This window comes from Escherichia sp. GZ89, from assembly GCF_019366485.1.
GTDB classification, from domain to species: Bacteria; Pseudomonadota; Gammaproteobacteria; order Enterobacterales; family Enterobacteriaceae; genus Escherichia; species Escherichia fergusonii.
Genome location: NZ_JAEOHX010000011.1, coordinates 1 through 18,302, shown reverse-complemented (window position 1 = coordinate 18,302; position 18,302 = coordinate 1). Strand labels below are relative to the sequence as shown.

Here is an 18,302-nt window from a genome sequence, read left to right as displayed (position 1 = left end):
CTTTATTAACAAGCTGAAAAGGCGCCGAAGCGCCTTTAGAAGATAGTCGAATCAGTAAATTACTGGTATTCGCTAATCGGTACGCAGGAGCAGAACAGGTTACGGTCGCCGTAAACATCATCCAGACGTTTCACTGTTGGCCAGTATTTGTCTGCCACGCCTGCCGGGAATACTGCAACTTCACGGCTGTACGGATGCGCCCACTCGGCGACCAGTTCGCTCTGAATGTGCGGCGCGTTCACCAGCGGGTTATCTTCCAGCGGCCAGACACCGGCTTTCACCTGGTCAATTTCTGCGCGGATAGACAGCATCGCATCGATAAAGCGATCCAGTTCCACTTTGCTTTCAGATTCAGTCGGTTCAACCATCAGCGTCCCCGCCACCGGGAACGACATAGTCGGCGCGTGGAAACCATAGTCGATCAGGCGCTTGGCAATATCCAGCTCGCTGATGCCGGTTTCTTCTTTCAGCGGGCGAATATCGAGAATACATTCGTGCGCCACGCGGCCGTCGCGGCCGGTATACAGCACCGGGAAGGCATCCTGCAGGCGGCTGGCAATATAGTTGGCGTTGAGGATTGCCACCTGGCTTGCTTTTTTCAGCCCTTCTGCGCCCATCATGCGGATGTACATCCAGCTAATTGGCAGAATAGAAGCGCTACCGAACGGTGCCGCAGAAACCGCGCCCTGACGGGTTAACATGCCTTCGATTTGCACCACACTATGACCCGGAACAAACGGTGCCAAATGCGCTTTCACGCCGATCGGTCCCATACCCGGACCACCACCGCCGTGCGGAATGCAGAAAGTTTTATGCAGGTTAAGGTGCGAAACGTCCGCGCCAATAAAGCCCGGCGAAGTGATGCCAACCTGGGCGTTCATGTTCGCGCCATCAAGGTAAACCTGACCGCCGAACTGATGCACGATTTCACACACTTCACGGATCGTTTCTTCGTACACGCCGTGGGTGGAAGGATAGGTCACCATAATGCAGGAGAGATTATCGCCCGCCTGCTCCGCTTTCGCGCGCAGGTCAGTCAGATCGATGTTGCCGTTTTTATCACACGCCACAACCACCACCTGCATTCCTGCCATATGCGCGGAAGCCGGGTTAGTGCCGTGCGCAGAAGCCGGGATCAGGCAGATATCGCGATGCCCTTCGTTGCGGCTTTCATGATAATGACGAATCGCCAGCAGCCCCGCGTATTCGCCCTGAGCGCCAGAGTTCGGCTGCATACAGACGGCGTCGTAACCGGTCAGTTTCACCAGCCAGTCAGCCAGTTGGGCGATCATCTGCTGATAACCTTCGGCCTGTTCCGGCGGGCAGAACGGGTGCAGTTCGGCAAATTCCGGCCAGGTGATTGGGATCATCTCGGCAGCGGCGTTCAGTTTCATGGTGCAGGAACCCAGCGGGATCATCGCCTGATTCAGCGCCAGATCTTTACGCTCCAGCGAGTGCATATAGCGCATCATTTCGGTTTCGCTGTGGTAGCGATTAAACACCGGATGGGTGAGAATTTCGTCATCGCGCAGCATTGCAGGCTGAATAGAACGGCTGTCGTGAGCCACGTCTTTGTCCAGCGTGTCGATGTCCAGTCCGTGATTATCGCCCAGCAGTACGCTGAAAAGCTGCATCACGTTTTCGCGCGTGGTGGTTTCATCAAGGGTGATCCCCACCGCATTCAGAATATCGCTACGTAGGTTGATTTCAGCCGCTTCGGCACGCGCCAGCACGCCCGCTTTGTCGGCCACTTCCACACACAAAGTATCGAAATAGTGCGCATGACGCAGCTTCAGACCTTTTTGTTGCAAGCCCGCCGCCAGGATATCGGTCAGACGGTGGATGCGGTTAGCGATACGTTTCAGGCCAACCGGGCCGTGATAAACGGCATACAGGCTGGCGATGTTTGCCAGCAGTACCTGGGAAGTACAAATGTTGGAGTTCGCTTTCTCACGGCGAATATGTTGCTCGCGAGTCTGCATCGCCATGCGCAGCGCGGTATTGCCCGCAGCATCTTTCGATACACCGATAATACGGCCCGGCATTGAGCGTTTGTATTCATCTTTCGCCGCAAAGAATGCCGCATGTGGGCCACCGTAGCCCATCGGTACGCCAAAGCGTTGCGCCGAACCAAAAACAATATCCGCGCCCTGTTTGCCCGGCGCGGTTAACAGCACCAGCGCCATAATATCGGCGGCGACGCTGACCACAATTTTGCGTGATTTCAGTTCGCTGATAAGTGCAGTGTAGTCGTGAATTTCACCGGTAGTGCCAACCTGCTGTAACAGCACGCCGAAGACGTCCTGGTGATCGAGCACTTTTTGTGCATCATCGACAATCACTTCAAAACCAAAGGTTTCTGCGCGTGTACGTACTACATCTAAAGTTTGCGGATGCACGTCAGAAGCAACGAAGAAGCGGTTGGCATTTTTCAGTTTACTGACGCGTTTTGCCATCGCCATTGCTTCGGCGGCAGCGGTGGCTTCATCCAACAAAGAAGCAGAGGCCATATCCAGCCCGGTCAAATCCAGCGTTACCTGCTGGAAGTTAAGCAGTGCTTCAAGCCGGCCCTGGGAGACTTCAGGTTGATACGGAGTATACGCGGTATACCAGCCCGGATTTTCCAGCATGTTACGCAGGATAACCGGCGGTAGCTGCACGGCGGTGTAACCCATGCCGATGTAAGACGTGAAGCGTTTATTGCGACTGGCTATAGCTTTGAGTTCCGCCAGCGCGGCGTATTCGGTCGCCGGTGCGCCAACCTGCGGTGGTGTCGCAAGCTGAATATCTTTCGGCACAATCTGGCCGGTCAGCGCGTTTAACGATTGTGCGCCAACGGCATTCAGCATTTCTTGCTGTTGCGCGGCGTCCGGTCCGATATGGCGTTCAATAAAAGCGCCGCTGTTTTCAAGCTGGCTTAACGTCTGTGTCATGAGCGATGGTTCCTGAAACGTGCAGTGAATTGTGAACCTCTCTCCTTGCGAAGAGAGTGAGGGTGAGGCGTAAATGTTCCTCACCCTAATCCTCTTCCGCAGAAGAGGAATAAAGCCGTTACTCGTCTTCTAACAATGCTTCGTATGCGGTCGCATCCAGCAGTGATTCCAGTTCGCTTTCATCGCTGGCTTTGATTTTGAAGATCCAGCCGCCTGTATACGGTTCGCTGTTCACCAGTTCCGGAGAATCGCTCAGAGCGTCGTTTACCGCCACGATTTCACCGCTTACTGGCGCATAAATGTCTGACGCCGCTTTTACCGATTCGGCAACCGCGCAGTCATCGCCCGCGCTTACCGTTGCGCCCACTTCCGGCAGGTCAACAAACACCATATCGCCTAACAGCTCCTGAGCGTGCTCAGTGATGCCAACAGTGTAAGTGCCGTCGGCTTCTTTACGCAGCCATTCGTGTTCTTTGCTGTATTTCAGTTCTGCTGGTACGTTGCTCATCAATTAATCTCCAAAAAAGTAAATCACGCGACGGCTTTGCCGTTACGCACAAAAACAGGTTTCGTCACTTTTACTGGCATTTCACGGTTGCGAATTTGCACAATCGCCGTTTCGCCAATACCTTCCGGCACGCGTGCCAGCGCAATGCTGTAACCCAACGTCGGGGAGAAAGTACCGCTGGTGATAATGCCTTCATGCTGATTGCCCTGCGCATCGGTAAAACGTACCGGCAGTTCATTACGCAGCACGCCTTTTTCGGTCATCACCAGACCAACCAGTTTTTCTGTACCATGTTCACGCTGCGCTTCCAGAGCTTCACGACCGATAAAGTCACGATCAGCCGGTTCCCAGGCGATGGTCCAGCCCATGTTGGCGGCTAAAGGAGAAATAGTTTCGTCCATCTCCTGGCTATACAGATTCATACCCGCTTCCAGACGCAGTGTGTCACGAGCGCCCAGACCGCAGGGCTTAACGCCCGCTTCCACCAGCGCACGCCAGAAATCCGCCGCTTTTTCATTGGGCAGCGCAATTTCGTAGCCCACTTCACCGGTATAACCGGTGGTGGCAATAAACAGATCGCCCGCCTGCACGCCAAAGAAGGGTTTCATCCCTTCCACCGCCTGACGCTGAGCATCATTAAACAGTGTGGCAGCTTTTGCCTGCGCATTCGGCCCTTGTACGGCAATCATGGAGAGGTCATCACGAACGGTAATTTCGATGCCGAAAGGTTCAGCGTGTTGGGTAATCCAGGAGAGGTCTTTTTCGCGGGTGGCGGAGTTAACAACGAGGCGGAAGAAATCTTCAGTAAAGTAGTAGACGATGAGGTCATCTATCACACCGCCAGAGGCATTCAACATCCCCGAGTAGAGGGCTTTGCCGCTTTTGGTGAGCTTCGCCACATCGTTCGCCAGCAGATAACGCAGAAACTCCCGGGTGCGACTGCCACGAAGATCGACGATGGTCATATGTGACACATCAAACATTCCGGCATCGGTACGTACCGCATGATGTTCGTCGATTTGCGAACCGTAATGCAGCGGCATCATCCAGCCGTGGAAATCCACCATGCGAGCGCCGCAAAGCGTGTGTTGTTCGTACAAAGGAGTCTGTTGTGCCATCTTGTCCTCATTGAATAAGCGGGGCTGACAACTTTTTCATGGTGAAATTATCACCACGAAACCCAGCATCGGAGCCACTCCCGGTCTCCAACGCAATCGTTCTCTTTTCCCTGAACTTACCACCGAAACAGACTGTTAACCATAAGGTAAAATTGAACATCACATTAGCTTATGGTTAAAAAACGCCAAAATCACAACAGAATAAAAAACCAAAAAATGAACCATTCTCTATACAAAGATAATTAGATTAGAAAGTTAATTTGAATAAGACAACATTAAGAACTGAAAAAATGTCAAAAAACACTAAATCAAAAATTCGTGACATTAGAAAATATAATGCGAAAACGGAGGTGAAATTAGTTTATTTCAAATGAGGAAAATCTCCCGGCGAAAAAACCGGGAGATGAAAGTGTGATGGGTATCAAATAAACAGAAGAAGAGAAATTTTTAGCGCAGCCATTCAGGCAAATCGTTTAATCCCATTGCCTGACGGATAAGTTGTGGTTTAACGCCAGGAAGCGTGTCGGCCAGTTTCAGGCCAATATCACGCAGCAGTTTTTTCGCCGGATTAGCCCCGGAAAACAGATCGCGGAATCCCTGCATACCTGCCAGCATCAGCGCCGCACTGTGCTTGCGGCTACGCTCATAGCGACGCAGGTAAATGTACTGCCCGATGTCTTTACCCTGACGATGCAACCGTTTCAGTTCAGCAATCAGCTCTGCAGCATCCATAAAGCCGAGATTCACCCCCTGCCCCGCCAACGGGTGAATGGTATGCGCGGCGTCGCCCACCAGCGCCAGACGGTGCGCGGCAAACTGGCGCGCATAACGCCCAGTCAGCGGGAACACCAGACGTTCACTCTCAACCTTGCATAAGCCCAGGCGATTATCAAAAGCGATATTTAACTCGCGGTTAAATTCGTCTTCGCCTGCCTGCTGCATCCGCTGTGCTTCCTCTGGCGACAGTGACCAGACAATTGAGCAAAGATGCGGATCGCTAAGCGGCAAAAAGGCCAGAATGCCTTCGCCATGGAAAACCTGTCGCGCCACCGCATCATGCGGTTCTTCCGTGCGAATGGTCGCCACCAGCGCGTGATGCTGATAATCCCAGAAAGTCAGCGGAATATCGGCTTTGTTGCGCAACCAGGAATTAGCGCCGTCTGCGCCAATTACCAGACGCGCCGTTAACATACTGCCGTCTTTCAGCGTCAGGAAGGTTTCGTTCTCTCCCCAGGCGACCTGCTGTAATTCTGCAGGGGCTAACAGGCTGATATCTGACGACTGCTGTGCTTTGTTCCACAGCGCGTAGTGAATGACTGAATTTTCAACGATATGCCCAAGATGGCTATAGCCCATGCTTTGATCGTCAAACGAAATGTGACCAAAACTGTCTTTGTCCCACACTTCCATGCCGTGATAGCAACTGGCCCTGCGGGAGAGGATCTCCTGCCAGACGCCAAGACGGGTGAGTAATTTTTCGCTGGCGGCATTGATAGCCGAAACGCGCAGTTGTGGTGGTGCATCCGCCGCCAGGGGTTCCGGTACGCGCTGCTCCAGTACGGCAACGCGTAAGCCGCTCCCCTGTAAGCTGCAGGCAACCGCCAGCCCCACCATGCCGCCGCCAACAATGGCTACATCAACACTTTGCATTGTTTATTCCTTAAAACCGCCTTCAACGCGCCACCCAACCGAGGGTGCGCTGCGCCAGCACATCGCGTGCTGGGGTGAATAATTCCATCGTCATCAGCCCGAGGTTGCGCCCGACAACCAACGGTGCCCAACGGTTAGCAAAAAGATGTACAAGGCTGTCCGTGACGCCGATGGTTGCTTCGCGATCGCTCTGCCGACGCTGCTGATAACGGCACAATACGCCGTAATCACCGATGTCATCTTCACGTGCCTGAGCCTGAGTCAGCGTTTCCGCAAGGCTCATCACATCACGCATACCGAGGTTAAATCCTTGCCCGGCAATCGGGTGCAGGGTTTGCGCCGCATTGCCCACCAGCACGGTACGATGGGTAATAGGTTTGGTAGCGCGGGTTAACGCCAGCGGATAAGCACTGCGTCTACCAGCATGGGTAATTTGCCCCAGTCGCCAGCCAAAGGCAGACTGGAGTTCTCGGCAAAACTTCTCGTCGCTCCACGACAGCACCTCTTCGCGCCGTTCCAGTGGATGACACCAGACCAGCGAACAGCGTCCGTCAGACATCGGCAACATCGCCAGCGGGCCATGTTGCGTAAAGCGTTCAAAAGCGCGCCCTTCGTGCGCAACGGAAGTCGCAACGTTCGCAATCACGGCCAGTTGTTCGTAAGGCTCCTGCTGCCAGTCAACACCGCACGCGGTGGCTAACGCGGAATGGGTGCCATCAGCAGCGACCAGCACACGGCCCGTCAGCGTCTTGCCACTCTCCAGTGTCACTTCAACGTGACTCTGAGTACGGGCAACGTTAGCCACGCGATCCGGACAATGCAGCGTTACGCCAGGCGCTTTGCGCAATAGCGCAAACAGCCGTTGCCCGACATTATGCAATTCGACAACCTGCCCCAGCGCCGCCAGTTGATAATCTTCTGCGGCGAGGGTGACGAATCCGGCATGACCACGATCGCTGACATGAACGGTAGTGATGGCGGTTGCGCAATCTGCCAGAGATTGCCAGACGCCGATGCGCGCCAGTTGCTGACAAGTGCCCGCCGCCAGCGCAATAGCCCGTCCATCAAAGCCCGGATGAGCATGTGACTCTGGCGCAGTCGCTTCAATCAAATGTACCGGCAGCGCCCCGTGACTTAACTGGGAAATAGCCAGCGCCAGCGTCGCGCCCGCCATGCCGCCACCGACGATGATTACGCTCATTGCTTTCTCGCAGCTGCCATCAACGCTTCAATTTCTTCCGGCTTTTTCACCACGCTGGCGGTGAGGTTTTCATTGCCGGTTTCGGTAATCACAATGTCGTCTTCGATACGAATGCCGATACCGCGATATTGTTCTGGTACATCCGCATCCGGCGCAATATACAGCCCCGGCTCTACGGTCAGTACCATGCCCGGTTCCAGAATGCGCGAGCGATCCTGACCATAAATGCCAACATCATGGACATCCAGACCTAACCAGTGGCTAAGGCCATGCATAAAGAAAGGACGATGGGCGTTTTGGGCGATCAGTTCTTCAACATCACCTTTCAGGATGCCGAGTTTTACCAGGCCGCTAACCATGATGCGCACCACTTCACCGGTGACTTCCTGAATGGACGTTCCCGGACGATACAGGCGCAGGCTGGTTTCAAGAGACTCCAGCACAATGTCGTAGATTTCACGCTGAGCCTGAGTGAATTTACCGTTAACCGGGAAGGTGCGGGTAATATCGCCCGCGTAACCTTTGTATTCACAACCCGCGTCAATCAACACCAGGTCACCGTCACGCATTTCACACTCGTTTTCGGTGTAATGCAGAATGCAGCCGTTTTCACCGCTGCCAACAATGGTGTTATAGGAAGGGTAACGCGCACCGTGGCGGTTAAATTCGTGGTGAATTTCGCCTTCCAGATGGTACTCGAACATCCCCGGACGGCATTTTTCCATCGCCCGGGTATGCGCCAGGGCAGTGATTTCACCCGCGCGGCGAAGTACGGCAATCTCTTCCGGCGATTTGAACAGGCGCATTTCATGAACACCAGGACGCCAGTCGATCATCGTTGCTGGCGCGGTGAGATTTTGTCGCGAGCCTTTACGCAGCTTTTCCAGCGCGCTGTTCACGATTTCATCAGCATAGGCATATTCGCCCTGAGCGTGGTAAACCACATCCAGACCATTAAGCAGTTGATAAAGTTGCTGATTGATTTCGCTGAACGCCAGTGCGCGATCAACGCCCAGTTTTTCCGGCGCAGCATCCTGACCTAAACGGCGACCAAACCAGATCTCTGCCGTCAGGTCGCGAACGCGGTTAAACAGAACGCTGTGGTTATGAGTGTCATCACTTTTAATCAGCACCAGCACCGCTTCCGGTTCGTTAAAACCGGTGAAGTACCAGAAGTCACTGTTCTGACGATAGGGGTATTCGCTGTCGGCGCTACGGGTCACTTCTGGTGCCGCGAAAATCAGCGCGGCGCTGCCAGGTTGCATTTGCTCTACCAGGGCCTGACGGCGACGCTGAAATTCTTGCCGGGATATCTCACTCATAACACTCTCCTTACGTTTTTTGTTTTTAGTGTAGAGTCGGTTTTTGTACTTCTGGCGCGGTCGGTTGCGGATGAGTAAAGGTGTCGTGGCATAACAGCGCGGCAACACGGACGTACTCGATGATCTCTTCAAGCGACATTTCCAGCTCTTCCTGATCTTCGTCTTCGTCGTAGCCCAGCTGCGCGATGTTACGCAGATCGTCGATAGCTTCACCGGTTTCGCCGGTCACTTTGTCCAGCTTCGGTTGCGTAACGCCAAGACCAAGCAGGAAGTGATTGACCCAACCTGCCAGCGCATCAGCACGATCGAAAACACTGACATCATCGCCATCAGGCAGATAAAGCTGAAAAAGGAAACCGTCATCCTGCAGGGCATCGCTGGTAGCAGAGTGCATTTTGCGCAATGCCTGTGCCAGCTCATGACCGAAAGCCATGCCTTCGTTCGTCAGGTCGTGAAGCAGCGGTAGCCATGAGCTGTCATCGTTACCACCACATATCATCCCACTGATTAAACCATGCATCTCAGCAGGGGTCAGACCCGTCCCTTGTTGGTTCAGATACTGGTTCATTTCGTTGTAACCAGGCATTTCGTTCTGTATAGACATAAGCATTCGTCGTCAAAGGGAGGAATATTCATGATATGCTACCACTTTGGGCCCTGGTGGACCAGAAAAGGGCTTGTCTCTTCTCATCAGGGTAGCTATAGTGTCGCCCCTTCGCAGACCATGGGTCTAAAGACGAAGGCAGCGCAGTCAATCAGCAGGAAGGTGGCATGTCTGCACAACCCGTCGATATCCAAATTTTTGGCCGTTCACTGCGTGTGAACTGCCCGCCTGACCAAAGGGATGCGTTGAATCAGGCAGCGGACGATCTGAACCAACGGTTGCAAGATCTGAAAGAACGCACTAGAGTCACAAATACTGAACAGTTGGTCTTCATTGCCGCATTGAATATCAGCTATGAGTTAGCGCAAGAAAAAGCGAAGACTCGTGATTACGCGGCAAGCATGGAACAGCGTATTCGGATGCTGCAGCAGACCATAGAACAAGCGTTACTTGAACAAGGTCGCATCACCGAAAAAACTAACCAAAACTTTGAATGACACTTTTCGGTTTACTGTGGTAGAGTAACCGTGAAGACAAAATTTCTCTGAGATGTTCGCAAGCGGGCCAGTCCCCTGAGCCGATATTTCATACCACAAGAATGTGGCGCTCCGCGGTTGGTGAGCATGCTCGGTCCGTCCGAGAAGCCTTAAAACTGTGACGACACATTCACCTTGAACCAAGGGTTCAAGGGTTACAGCCTGCGGCGGCATCTCGGAGATTCCCTTCTTATCTGGCACCAGCCATGACGCAACTACCAGAACTCCCACTGACATTATCCCGACAAGAAATCCGCAAAATGATTCGGCAATGTCGTCGTGCGTTAACGCCGGAACAACAGCACGAAATGGGTCAACAAGCCGCTACCCGGATGATGACTTATCCCCCGGTGGTGATGGCGCATACGGTCGCTGTATTCCTCTCTTTTGATGGTGAACTCGACACCCAGCCGCTCATAGAACAACTCTGGCGCGCCGGTAAGCGCGTGTATCTTCCAGTTTTGCATCCCTTTAGTACCGGTAATTTGCTGTTCCTTAATTACCATCCGCAAAGTGAACTAGTAATGAACAGGTTGAAGATCCATGAGCCAAAACTGGATGTGCGTGACGTTCTTCCTCTTTCCCGATTAGACGTGTTGATCACACCGCTGGTCGCCTTTGATGAGTACGGTCAGCGCCTGGGAATGGGCGGTGGTTTTTATGATCGGACCTTACAAAACTGGCAGCACTATAAAATGCAACCGGTGGGTTATGCGCATGATTGTCAGTTGGTGGAAAAACTCCCCGTTGAAGAGTGGGATATTCCACTTCCTGCGGTAGTTACGCCGTCGAAAGTCTGGGAGTGGTAAGGGCGATACACCCGCATCGCCCTGATTGACATCGTTGATTCTTTAACCTAATTTAGTGAGTAAGGGTAAGGGAGGATTGCTCCTCCCTCTGACTTCTGTTTAGAAAGCTGGTGCGCTTATCATCAACAGAATGACCAGTATGATGACGCTCTTCATCATAACCCTTCTCCTTCAAGCCCTCGCTTCGGTGAGGGCTTTACCGTTACAGCCCCATGCTGCCTCGCCATCGTAAATCCTTCACATACAAAGACAACGCATTGATCTGACTTTAATTTCTTTATTCGAGCAGACTCGCAAAGACATATGCACAGCACTGCAAATGTGGGGGAAACGGATAAAAAACAGGCAAGTCAGTGACCTGCCCGTTAATTTTCAGAGAAGGGGAATTAGTACAGCAGACGGGCGCGAATGGTACCCGGAATAGCTTTCATTGCCTGCAGCGCTTTTTCGGCAACGTCTTCGTCAGCTTCAATATCAATAACCACATAACCCATCTGCGCTGAGGTTTGCAGATACTGTGCAGCGATGTTAACGCCCTGCTCGGCAAAGATTTTGTTCAGCGCAGTCAGCACGCCCGGACGGTTTTCGTGGATGTGCATCAGACGACGCCCACCATGCAGTGGCAGCGATACTTCCGGGAAGTTCACCGCAGAGAGCGTTGAGCCATTGTCAGAGTACTTGATTAATTTACCTGCAACTTCCAGGCCGATATTCTCCTGTGCTTCCTGAGTCGAACCGCCAATATGTGGCGTCAGAAGGACGTTGTCGAACTCGCACAGCGGAGAGGTAAACGGATCGCTGTTGGTCGCCGGTTCCGTCGGGAATACGTCGATTGCCGCGCCAGCCAGGTGCTTGCTTGCCAGCGCATCACATAATGCCGGGATTTCCACCACTGTGCCGCGCGAAGCGTTAATCAGCAGTGAGCCTGGTTTCATTAGTGAAATCTCTTTTGCGCCCATCATGTTTTTGGTAGATGGGTTTTCAGGTACGTGCAGGCTTACAACATCGCTCATATTCAGCAGGTCGGAAAGATGTTGCACCTGAGTGGCGTTGCCTAACGGTAGTTTATTTTCAATATCATAGAAATAGACATGCATCCCCAGCGATTCGGCCAGAATGCCCAGTTGCGTACCAATATGGCCGTAACCAATAATGCCGAGTTTTTTACCGCGAGCTTCAAAAGAACCCGTAGCCAGTTTGTTCCACACACCACGGTGGGCTTTGGCATTAGCTTCCGGTACACCACGTAGCAGGAGTAGCAATTCACCAATAACTAGCTCTGCCACAGAACGAGTGTTTGAAAACGGTGCATTAAACACCGGAATCCCACGTTTTGCCGCCGCGTTCAGGTCAACCTGATTTGTGCCAATACAGAAACAGCCAATAGCCACCAGTTTTTCTGCAGCGTTGATCACGTCTTCAGTCAGATGGGTACGGGATCGCAGGCCGATGAAGTGGGCATCACGGATAGACTCTTTCAGTGCATCGCTATCCAGCGCACCTTTGTGAAATTCGATATTGGTATAACCTGCTGCGCGAAGGTTTTCCAGTGCCTTTTGGTGCACTCCTTCAACCAGCAGAAACTTAATTTTGTCTTTCTCCAGCGATACCTTTGCCATTTCCCGATCCTGTCTTCTGAATATGTTGTGTATGGATTTGCATCCGCCTTTCAACATATCAAAAAAAATTAATGCGGCAATATGAACGTTTGCGTCGCCATTATGAGGAAATCTCAAACAGCGTCATTAAACAGAGGAAAATGCTGTTAATGGAATGTTTTATGAAAGGATCGGCAGGGTCAATTGAAAAACGTGACACTTGTCACTAAATTTGCCCTGCCAGATTATTTTAACAAAGTGGCTTATTTAACGATGGTTTTTACGCCTTCAGCGGTGCCAATCAGTGCCACATCCGCGCCACGGTTAGCAAATAAACCGACAGTAACCACACCTGGGATGGCATTAATCGCATTTTCCATTGCCACCGGGTCAAGGATCTCCATACCGTGCACATCAAGAATAACGTTACCGTTATCAGTGATCACACCCTGACGGTATTCCGGATGCCCGCCCAGTTTCACCAGCTGGCGAGCCACTGCACTACGAGCCATAGGAATCACTTCTACTGGCAGTGGAAATTTACCGAGAATATCCACTTGCTTGGAGGCATCTGCTATGCAGATAAATTTTTTCGCCACGGAAGCGATGATTTTTTCACGGGTTAACGCTGCGCCACCGCCTTTGATCATCTGCATATGACCGTTAATTTCATCAGCACCGTCAACGTAGATACCGAGGCTGTCCACATCGTTGAGATCAAAAACGGTAATACCAAGGCTTTTCAGCTTTTCGGTTGACGCATCCGAGCTGGAAACCGCCCCTTCAATTTGATCTTTCATCGTGCCTAATGCATCAATAAAATGTGCAGCGGTTGAGCCAGTACCGACCCCAACGATAGTGCCCGGCTGTACATACTGAAGCGCCGCCCAACCTACTGCTTTTTTCAGTTCATCCTGCGTCATGATTGTTTTCGCCTGTGCTGTAAAAACTCTGGCGCATTATAGATCATTAGACGGAAAAATCTTCCCGCCCTTACTCACGGCTGTTTGTTTTGGTCTGTACCCAAGGCAAATTTATGTCATAGTGCAAGAAAAAGAACACAACAGGAGCAAACAACAACAATGAAACGCCCGGACTACAGAACACTGCAGGCACTGGACGCGGTAATACGTGAACGAGGTTTTGAACGCGCAGCACAAAAATTATGCATCACGCAATCTGCCGTTTCACAACGTATAAAACAGCTGGAAAATATGTTCGGGCAGCCATTGCTGGTACGTACCGTTCCTCCACGTCCTACAGAACAGGGGCAGAAGTTGCTGGCACTGTTGCGTCAGGTTGAGCTACTGGAAGAAGAGTGGCTGGGTGATGAGCAAACCGGCTCAACACCCTTGCTGTTATCACTGGCGGTCAACGCCGACAGTCTGGCTACCTGGTTGCTGCCTGCGCTGGCACCTGTTCTGGCTGATTCCCCAATCCGTCTTAATTTGCAGGTAGAAGACGAAACGCGAACTCAGGAGCGTTTGCGTCGTGGAGAAGTCGTGGGGGCCGTGAGTATCCAACCGCAAGCGCTGCCGAGTTGCCTCGTGGACAAACTTGGTGCGCTTGATTATCTGTTCGTCAGCTCAAAACCGTTTGCAGAAAAATATTTCCCGAATGGAGTAACGCGTGCCGCGCTGCTGAAAGCACCTGTCGTAGCATTTGACCATCTGGATGATATGCATCAGGCATTTTTGCAGCAAAACTTCGATCTGCCACCAGGCAGCGTGCCATGCCATATCGTGAATTCTTCGGAAGCCTTCGTGCAGCTCGCCCGACAGGGAACAACCTGTTGTATGATCCCTCATCTGCAAATTGAGAAAGAACTGGCAAGCGGTGAGTTGATTAATTTAACACCAGGTCTATTGCAAAGGCGGATGCTTTACTGGCACCGGTTTGCGCCAGAAAGTCGTATGATGCGTAAAGTGACCGATGCCCTGCTGGAATACGGACATAAGGTTTTGCGTCAGGATTAAAATTTTCACCCGGTGTGAAACCGGGTGAATTGTTTTACTGGGCTTTGTTGGTTGTTGGTTTCTGTTCTGCGGCAGGTTCAAGTTGGAACACCACATCAACCTGATCATCAAATTGAATCGTTGCCTGCTCGTAGGTTTCTTGAGCATTTGACGGTGCTGCATCTGCTTTCATCATTCTAACCATTGGGCTGGGCTGATAGTTAGAGACGTGATAGCGCACGCTGTAAACTGGCCCCAGTTTACTATTAAAGCCTTCAGCCAACTCCTGCGCCTGATGAATAGCATCTTTTATTGCCGCCTGACGTGCTTTGTCCTTATAAGAATCTGGTTGCGCAACGCCTAACGACACAGAACGAATCTCGTTTAACCCCGCTTTCAATGCACCATCCAGCAACGGGTTAAGTTTATCTAACTGACGCAGTGTCACTTCAACGGTGCGCACCGCGCGATATCCTTTCAGAATACTTTTACCGTTCTGGTAATCGTAATCCGGCTGGGTTCGCAAATTTGCCGAACGAATATCTTTTTTGCTGATCTGATTCAGTTCCAGAAAGGTAAGATATTGCGCAACACGCTCATCTGCCTGTTTTTTAGCCGTGGCAGCATCTTTCGCTGCTACATTGACTTCAATTGAAAGGGTAGCAATATCGGGCACCGCATCCACACTTGCCGTCCCGGAAGTCACAACATGTGGCCCTTCAGGCAATTCACTTGCCTGAGCAGACATGCCGCTAAAACCAACTAACGCCGCCAGGGCCAATACTTTGACGTTCACTATTGTTTCTCCATGTAACGTAAATTGCCCAAAGTAAAGGGCGCATAACCAAAAGTTTAGTCATACGCCCTTAATTTTACCATCAGACAATACCCTAACAGTTGAACGACTTACATCTGAACCGGATATAAGCTTTACTCAAGGTTGGCGTGACGGGCGAGCATTTCTGCTTCCGTTTGTCCAGTGTGCTCCATCAGGACTGATTGTGGATTTTCAGTGGTTGTACAGATAAGCAAATTAGGCAGCTATCGTCATGGCTTCTGCTGTTTTTCGCAACACCTCAACGAATTAACGCTTGTAAATATTCCACACCATCTTTCGCCAGCTGCAAGGCAATAAACCACATAACACATCCCACTACCAGATTGATAATGCGCTGTGCTTTTGCCGTACGCAGACCCGGTGCCAGCCAGGCTGCGAGAAGAGCCAGACCAAAGAACCAGAGGAAAGAGGCGCTAATTGTCCCGAGCGCAAACCAACGTTTTGGTTCAACATCAAGCTGCCCACCAAGGCTACCCAGCACCACAAAAGTATCCAGGTAAACATGCGGATTCAGCCAGGTCACTGCCAGCATGGTGGCGATAATTTTCCATCTTCCTTGCTTCAGGACTTCGGCACTGGCTAACTCAATATTACTGCTCATTGCGGTTTTAAAAGCGCCAAAACCATACCACAGCAAGAAGGCTACGCCGCCCCAGGTGACCAGCGCCAGCAACCACGGCGACTGCATCAATAACGCACTGCCACCAAAAATCCCGGCGCAAATCAGGACCAAATCACTGATAGCACAAAGTAAGGCAATCATAATGTGGTACTGACGACGAATGCCCTGATTCATCACAAAAGCATTTTGTGGACCGAGCGGCAGGATCATAGCCGCCCCAAGCGCAAGCCCTTGAAAGTAATAAGAAAACACGTTGGATATTCCGAATTAAGTATCTGATGCAGAGACTATATCGCGGGATTGTTATTAGATAAAATTTATAATACTAATAGCATATAAATAATTTTAATAAAAAAATAAATAATTCTATTCGGTAACTTATTTTAGGATAAAGATCTCATCATTTCCCACAACATAAACGGCGTTATGGCTCTCTTTCCTGCTAGCGTTGTAAAGGACTAACACTATGCAAGCCTATGATCTCACTCTTCTCCCCTACCCTATTAACGAAAATATGCCGCGCCAACAAGGTTGGTGCTTTGGCCTACCGCCAGGCATAACGCCCGAACAGTGGCCGCTGGATCCAAATAATGGTTTCCCATTGAATCATGGATTTACCCTGCTGTTGCCGGAAGATTATCGGATTTATGGGCCAGAGATTGTCGCATTATCTTTCTTTGCTGTTGCGCCCGAGCACAACGATGGCGGAACACCATGTACAGAAGAAATATTGGATGTGTTTGAGAATTTTGAATCCTGCACCCCACCCGAAGATCCAGACCTTTATGTTTTCTGGCAGGCAGAAAAGCAACGACATCCACGGCTATTTCGGATGGAAGATATATTAGGCTGTTCTTATGCGGTGATTTTACTCACCCAGCACGAGTTCAACGGCCCATTTTGTGAGCCACCTGAACTTATACCTAACCACTATCGCGACCAGCAAGATACGCCAGAATGGCTGACTATCGGCAGTGCTTTTAGTTATTTTCAGGCTAACGTCAGACCAAAAGATACGCCTGAAAGCAATTTTGTATACCGTAAAATGGGCACCATTCCTGAGCAGTCGCTGGCTTTCAATCTGGCGATTTCATGCGAGCCGCGCGCTTTTGATCCTAATGCGGGAATTAGCCCCACAGAAAGAAATAATACGGAATATCAGTCCATTCATTATTTTTCTAAAGATGCAGAGGGAAAGAGTAAATGTGAAACTCACCAGTGGCATAGTGCACATCTGCCCAATCATCTCGGTGGTTCAATGGCGCCCGTGCAGTCTATACCAAACGAAATGTCGCCTTATTATATTGAGTTTGAAGAGTATTTCGGTGGGTATAATTTCGGTGCAGGTAATGCCTGGCTGGAATTTAAAAATATGAAGTTTGATTTTAGTTGTTAAAGTTCACAGCTTTTAATATTAATGACGACCAATAAAATTACAGAAGGAACTGACATGATATTCAAACCATTCTTATTCTCTGTGTTAACAGGATCACTTCTGATATCTACGCCCAATTTTGCCGCAGAAAAAATTCTGCGCTATACCGATCATGAATCTTATGGTGGAATGCGTACCCAGCTAATTCAAAATACATTTTTTGCAGAAATTGAAAAAGAATCTCAGGGGCGTTTGAAAATCGAACCACACTGGAACAGTGAAACCGCCATCAGCTATGTTGCACTAGCGACGATAAGCGATGGCAGTAAAGCTGATATGGGTATAGTGGTGTCGGAATACACAGCGAAACAATTGCCGCTTCATCAAATCTTCAAGAGCTTTGCTATTGGCCCGGATCATGGAGCCAGTCAGGTAGACTTTTTTCGTCGCGTTTATGCAGAAATACCTGAGTTAACGCTGAACTTGACCGTAACAATATCGTGAATTTACAGTTTTTCCTTGGCTACCCGGTAGGCTTTTTCTCTACCAGGCCCATTGATAAATTAACTGCGCTTCAGGGAACCACCTGGCGAACAGCCAGTTTCTGGCATCGGGCTTATTTAACTCATACGGGAGCAAAAACCGTAACCTTACCGTGGAATGAGCAAATTACGACAGCACTCCGCGATGGAAAACTCGATGGCTTAATGGTCAATCTTGATAGCGGATATGACATCCATGCTGAACGTGCTGCGCCGAATGTGTTGCTCTCCCCTTCTCTCTGGCTTGGTCATGTTTATCTGCTGGTAATGAATAAACAAACGTGGGAAAACCTTGATAAAAGAGATCGCGAGGCTATTCAACGAGCTGCCATTACAACCGAGAAAGCGCTGGGCAAGGCATTAGATAACAACCTGATCAGCATGGTAAAAACGCTTGAGCAGGAAGGAGCACAGGTTCGCTATCTGAAAAAATCAGAACTGGACGCCTGGCAGAAAGCAATTGGTTATCAGCAAGAGCAAACTCAGTGGGTAGAAAAGCAAAATAATGAAGGCGTGGAGAAAGCCGGAGAAGTCATGCAAAAAGTTGCCAATATACTTGATGAAACAATGCGTTAAATTGGTAGTGCGCCCATGAACTTCATGGGCGCTTCACACTGATGAATCCCCTAATGATTTTGGTAAAAATCATTAAGTTAAGGTGGATACACATCTTGTCATATGATCAAATGGT

Annotated in this window: 17 protein-coding genes, 1 other RNA gene and 1 pseudogene; 7 read left to right on the top strand and 12 right to left on the bottom strand. The window is 50.6% G+C overall.

The features are described 5' to 3' along the window. Window positions 1-59: 59 nt before the first annotated feature. The 3 genes from gcvP to gcvT form a co-directional block, all read right to left on the bottom strand. The gene (gene gcvP, locus K0335_RS16895) at window positions 60-2,933 is read right to left on the bottom strand and encodes an aminomethyl-transferring glycine dehydrogenase (RefSeq protein ID WP_000195040.1); all 2,874 of its coding nucleotides are present in this window, start codon (window positions 2,931-2,933) and stop codon (window positions 60-62) included. Between the two features lie 118 nt (window positions 2,934-3,051). Next, window positions 3,052-3,441: a glycine cleavage system protein GcvH gene (gene gcvH / locus K0335_RS16890; RefSeq protein WP_000073211.1), complete on the bottom strand. Its 390-nt coding sequence runs from the start codon at window positions 3,439-3,441 to the stop codon at window positions 3,052-3,054. A gap of 23 nt (window positions 3,442-3,464) precedes the next feature. After that, a complete protein-coding gene (gcvT, locus tag K0335_RS16885) occupies window positions 3,465-4,559 on the bottom strand; it encodes a glycine cleavage system aminomethyltransferase GcvT (protein ID WP_000068716.1) in 1,095 nt (364 codons plus the stop codon). A gap of 290 nt (window positions 4,560-4,849) precedes the next feature. On the opposite strand from gcvT, the gene K0335_RS16880 reads away from it, so the two are divergent. Then, a complete protein-coding gene (locus K0335_RS16880; RefSeq protein ID WP_122633141.1) occupies window positions 4,850-4,933 on the top strand; it encodes a hypothetical protein in 84 nt (27 codons plus the stop codon). A gap of 73 nt (window positions 4,934-5,006) precedes the next feature. On the opposite strand, the gene ubiI is transcribed toward K0335_RS16880, so the two are convergent. Genes ubiI through ygfB form a run of 4 tightly spaced genes read right to left on the bottom strand, consistent with a single transcriptional unit; the run spans window position 5,007 to window position 9,336 of the window. Next, window positions 5,007-6,209, bottom strand: a complete 1,203-nt coding sequence (ubiI, locus tag K0335_RS16875; protein ID WP_104920293.1) for an FAD-dependent 2-octaprenylphenol hydroxylase — start codon at window positions 6,207-6,209, stop codon at window positions 5,007-5,009. A gap of 22 nt (window positions 6,210-6,231) precedes the next feature. Then, a complete protein-coding gene (ubiH, locus tag K0335_RS16870; protein ID WP_104920294.1) occupies window positions 6,232-7,410 on the bottom strand; it encodes a 2-octaprenyl-6-methoxyphenyl hydroxylase in 1,179 nt (392 codons plus the stop codon). Then, entirely contained in the window at window positions 7,407-8,732 is a 1,326-nt protein-coding gene (gene pepP / locus K0335_RS16865; protein WP_001290101.1) for a Xaa-Pro aminopeptidase, read from the bottom strand. Before pepP ends, ubiH begins: the two co-directional genes overlap by 4 nt. A gap of 25 nt (window positions 8,733-8,757) precedes the next feature. Further along, window positions 8,758-9,336 carry a UPF0149 family protein YgfB gene (gene ygfB / locus K0335_RS16860; protein WP_001295378.1) on the bottom strand — a complete coding sequence of 193 codons (579 nt, stop codon included), beginning with the start codon at window positions 9,334-9,336 and terminating at the stop codon, window positions 8,758-8,760. Window positions 9,337-9,503: 167 nt separating this feature from the next. Between ygfB and zapA the strand changes: the two genes are divergently transcribed. The 3 genes from zapA (at window position 9,504) to K0335_RS16845 (ending at window position 10,681) form a co-directional block, all read left to right on the top strand. Next, on the top strand, window positions 9,504-9,833 hold the full coding sequence (gene zapA, locus K0335_RS16855; protein WP_001276008.1) for a cell division protein ZapA: 330 nt from the start codon (window positions 9,504-9,506) through the stop codon (window positions 9,831-9,833). A gap of 41 nt (window positions 9,834-9,874) precedes the next feature. After that, window positions 9,875-10,058: non-coding RNA, 6S RNA (gene ssrS, locus K0335_RS16850), on the top strand. 20 nt (window positions 10,059-10,078) lie between these two features. Next, window positions 10,079-10,681: a 5-formyltetrahydrofolate cyclo-ligase gene (locus K0335_RS16845; protein ID WP_219393943.1), complete on the top strand. Its 603-nt coding sequence runs from the start codon at window positions 10,079-10,081 to the stop codon at window positions 10,679-10,681. 99 nt (window positions 10,682-10,780) lie between these two features. Here the strand turns inward: K0335_RS16845 and K0335_RS22730 are convergent, their stop codons facing one another. The 3 genes from K0335_RS22730 to rpiA form a co-directional block, all read right to left on the bottom strand. Beyond that, window positions 10,781-10,840, bottom strand: coding sequence for a type I toxin-antitoxin system Ibs family toxin (locus tag K0335_RS22730; RefSeq protein WP_107192362.1), 60 nt, complete (start codon window positions 10,838-10,840; stop codon window positions 10,781-10,783). Between the two features lie 227 nt (window positions 10,841-11,067). Further along, window positions 11,068-12,300, bottom strand: coding sequence for a phosphoglycerate dehydrogenase (gene serA / locus K0335_RS16835; RefSeq protein WP_001151599.1), 1,233 nt, complete (start codon window positions 12,298-12,300; stop codon window positions 11,068-11,070). A gap of 242 nt (window positions 12,301-12,542) precedes the next feature. After that, complete coding sequence (rpiA, locus tag K0335_RS16830; RefSeq protein ID WP_104920296.1) at window positions 12,543-13,202, bottom strand: ribose-5-phosphate isomerase RpiA; 660 nt, start codon at window positions 13,200-13,202, stop codon at window positions 12,543-12,545. A 159-nt stretch (window positions 13,203-13,361) separates the two neighbouring features. Here rpiA and argP point away from each other — a divergent pair, with 159 nt between their 5' ends. Next, window positions 13,362-14,255, top strand: a complete 894-nt coding sequence (argP, locus tag K0335_RS16825) for a DNA-binding transcriptional regulator ArgP (protein WP_000828353.1) — start codon at window positions 13,362-13,364, stop codon at window positions 14,253-14,255. A gap of 34 nt (window positions 14,256-14,289) precedes the next feature. Here argP and K0335_RS16820 read toward each other — a convergent pair whose 3' ends face one another. Both K0335_RS16820 and argO read right to left on the bottom strand, forming a co-directional pair. Next, the gene (locus K0335_RS16820) at window positions 14,290-15,030 is read right to left on the bottom strand and encodes an oxidative stress defense protein (protein WP_001101453.1); all 741 of its coding nucleotides are present in this window, start codon (window positions 15,028-15,030) and stop codon (window positions 14,290-14,292) included. A 280-nt stretch (window positions 15,031-15,310) separates the two neighbouring features. Next, window positions 15,311-15,946, bottom strand: coding sequence for an arginine exporter ArgO (gene argO, locus K0335_RS16815; protein ID WP_219393942.1), 636 nt, complete (start codon window positions 15,944-15,946; stop codon window positions 15,311-15,313). Window positions 15,947-16,160: 214 nt separating this feature from the next. On the opposite strand from argO, the gene K0335_RS16810 reads away from it, so the two are divergent. After that, window positions 16,161-17,090, top strand: a complete 930-nt coding sequence (locus K0335_RS16810; protein WP_104920297.1) for a hypothetical protein — start codon at window positions 16,161-16,163, stop codon at window positions 17,088-17,090. Window positions 17,091-17,144: 54 nt separating this feature from the next. Further along, window positions 17,145-18,187 (top strand): annotated as a pseudogene (gene dctP / locus K0335_RS16805) (TRAP transporter substrate-binding protein DctP). Window positions 18,188-18,302 lie beyond the last annotated feature (115 nt).

What these genes read in the sequence shown, in the direction of transcription:
- gcvT (WP_000068716.1), bottom strand. Translation starts at nt 4,559, where the DNA reads ATGGCACAACAGACTCCTTTGTACGAACAACACACGCTTTGCGGCGCT.
- ygfB (WP_001295378.1), bottom strand. Translation starts at nt 9,336, where the DNA reads ATGTCTATACAGAACGAAATGCCTGGTTACAACGAAATGAACCAGTAT.
- zapA (WP_001276008.1), top strand. Translation starts at nt 9,504, where the DNA reads ATGTCTGCACAACCCGTCGATATCCAAATTTTTGGCCGTTCACTGCGT.
- ubiI (WP_104920293.1), bottom strand. Translation starts at nt 6,209, where the DNA reads ATGCAAAGTGTTGATGTAGCCATTGTTGGCGGCGGCATGGTGGGGCTG.
- gcvH (WP_000073211.1), bottom strand. Translation starts at nt 3,441, where the DNA reads ATGAGCAACGTACCAGCAGAACTGAAATACAGCAAAGAACACGAATGG.
- K0335_RS16880 (WP_122633141.1), top strand. Translation starts at nt 4,850, where the DNA reads ATGTCAAAAAACACTAAATCAAAAATTCGTGACATTAGAAAATATAAT.
- ubiH (WP_104920294.1), bottom strand. Translation starts at nt 7,410, where the DNA reads ATGAGCGTAATCATCGTCGGTGGCGGCATGGCGGGCGCGACGCTGGCG.
- rpiA (WP_104920296.1), bottom strand. Translation starts at nt 13,202, where the DNA reads ATGACGCAGGATGAACTGAAAAAAGCAGTAGGTTGGGCGGCGCTTCAG.
- gcvP (WP_000195040.1), bottom strand. Translation starts at nt 2,933, where the DNA reads ATGACACAGACGTTAAGCCAGCTTGAAAACAGCGGCGCTTTTATTGAA.
- argP (WP_000828353.1), top strand. Translation starts at nt 13,362, where the DNA reads ATGAAACGCCCGGACTACAGAACACTGCAGGCACTGGACGCGGTAATA.
- K0335_RS16845 (WP_219393943.1), top strand. Translation starts at nt 10,079, where the DNA reads ATGACGCAACTACCAGAACTCCCACTGACATTATCCCGACAAGAAATC.
- pepP (WP_001290101.1), bottom strand. Translation starts at nt 8,732, where the DNA reads ATGAGTGAGATATCCCGGCAAGAATTTCAGCGTCGCCGTCAGGCCCTG.
- K0335_RS16810 (WP_104920297.1), top strand. Translation starts at nt 16,161, where the DNA reads ATGCAAGCCTATGATCTCACTCTTCTCCCCTACCCTATTAACGAAAAT.
- serA (WP_001151599.1), bottom strand. Translation starts at nt 12,300, where the DNA reads ATGGCAAAGGTATCGCTGGAGAAAGACAAAATTAAGTTTCTGCTGGTT.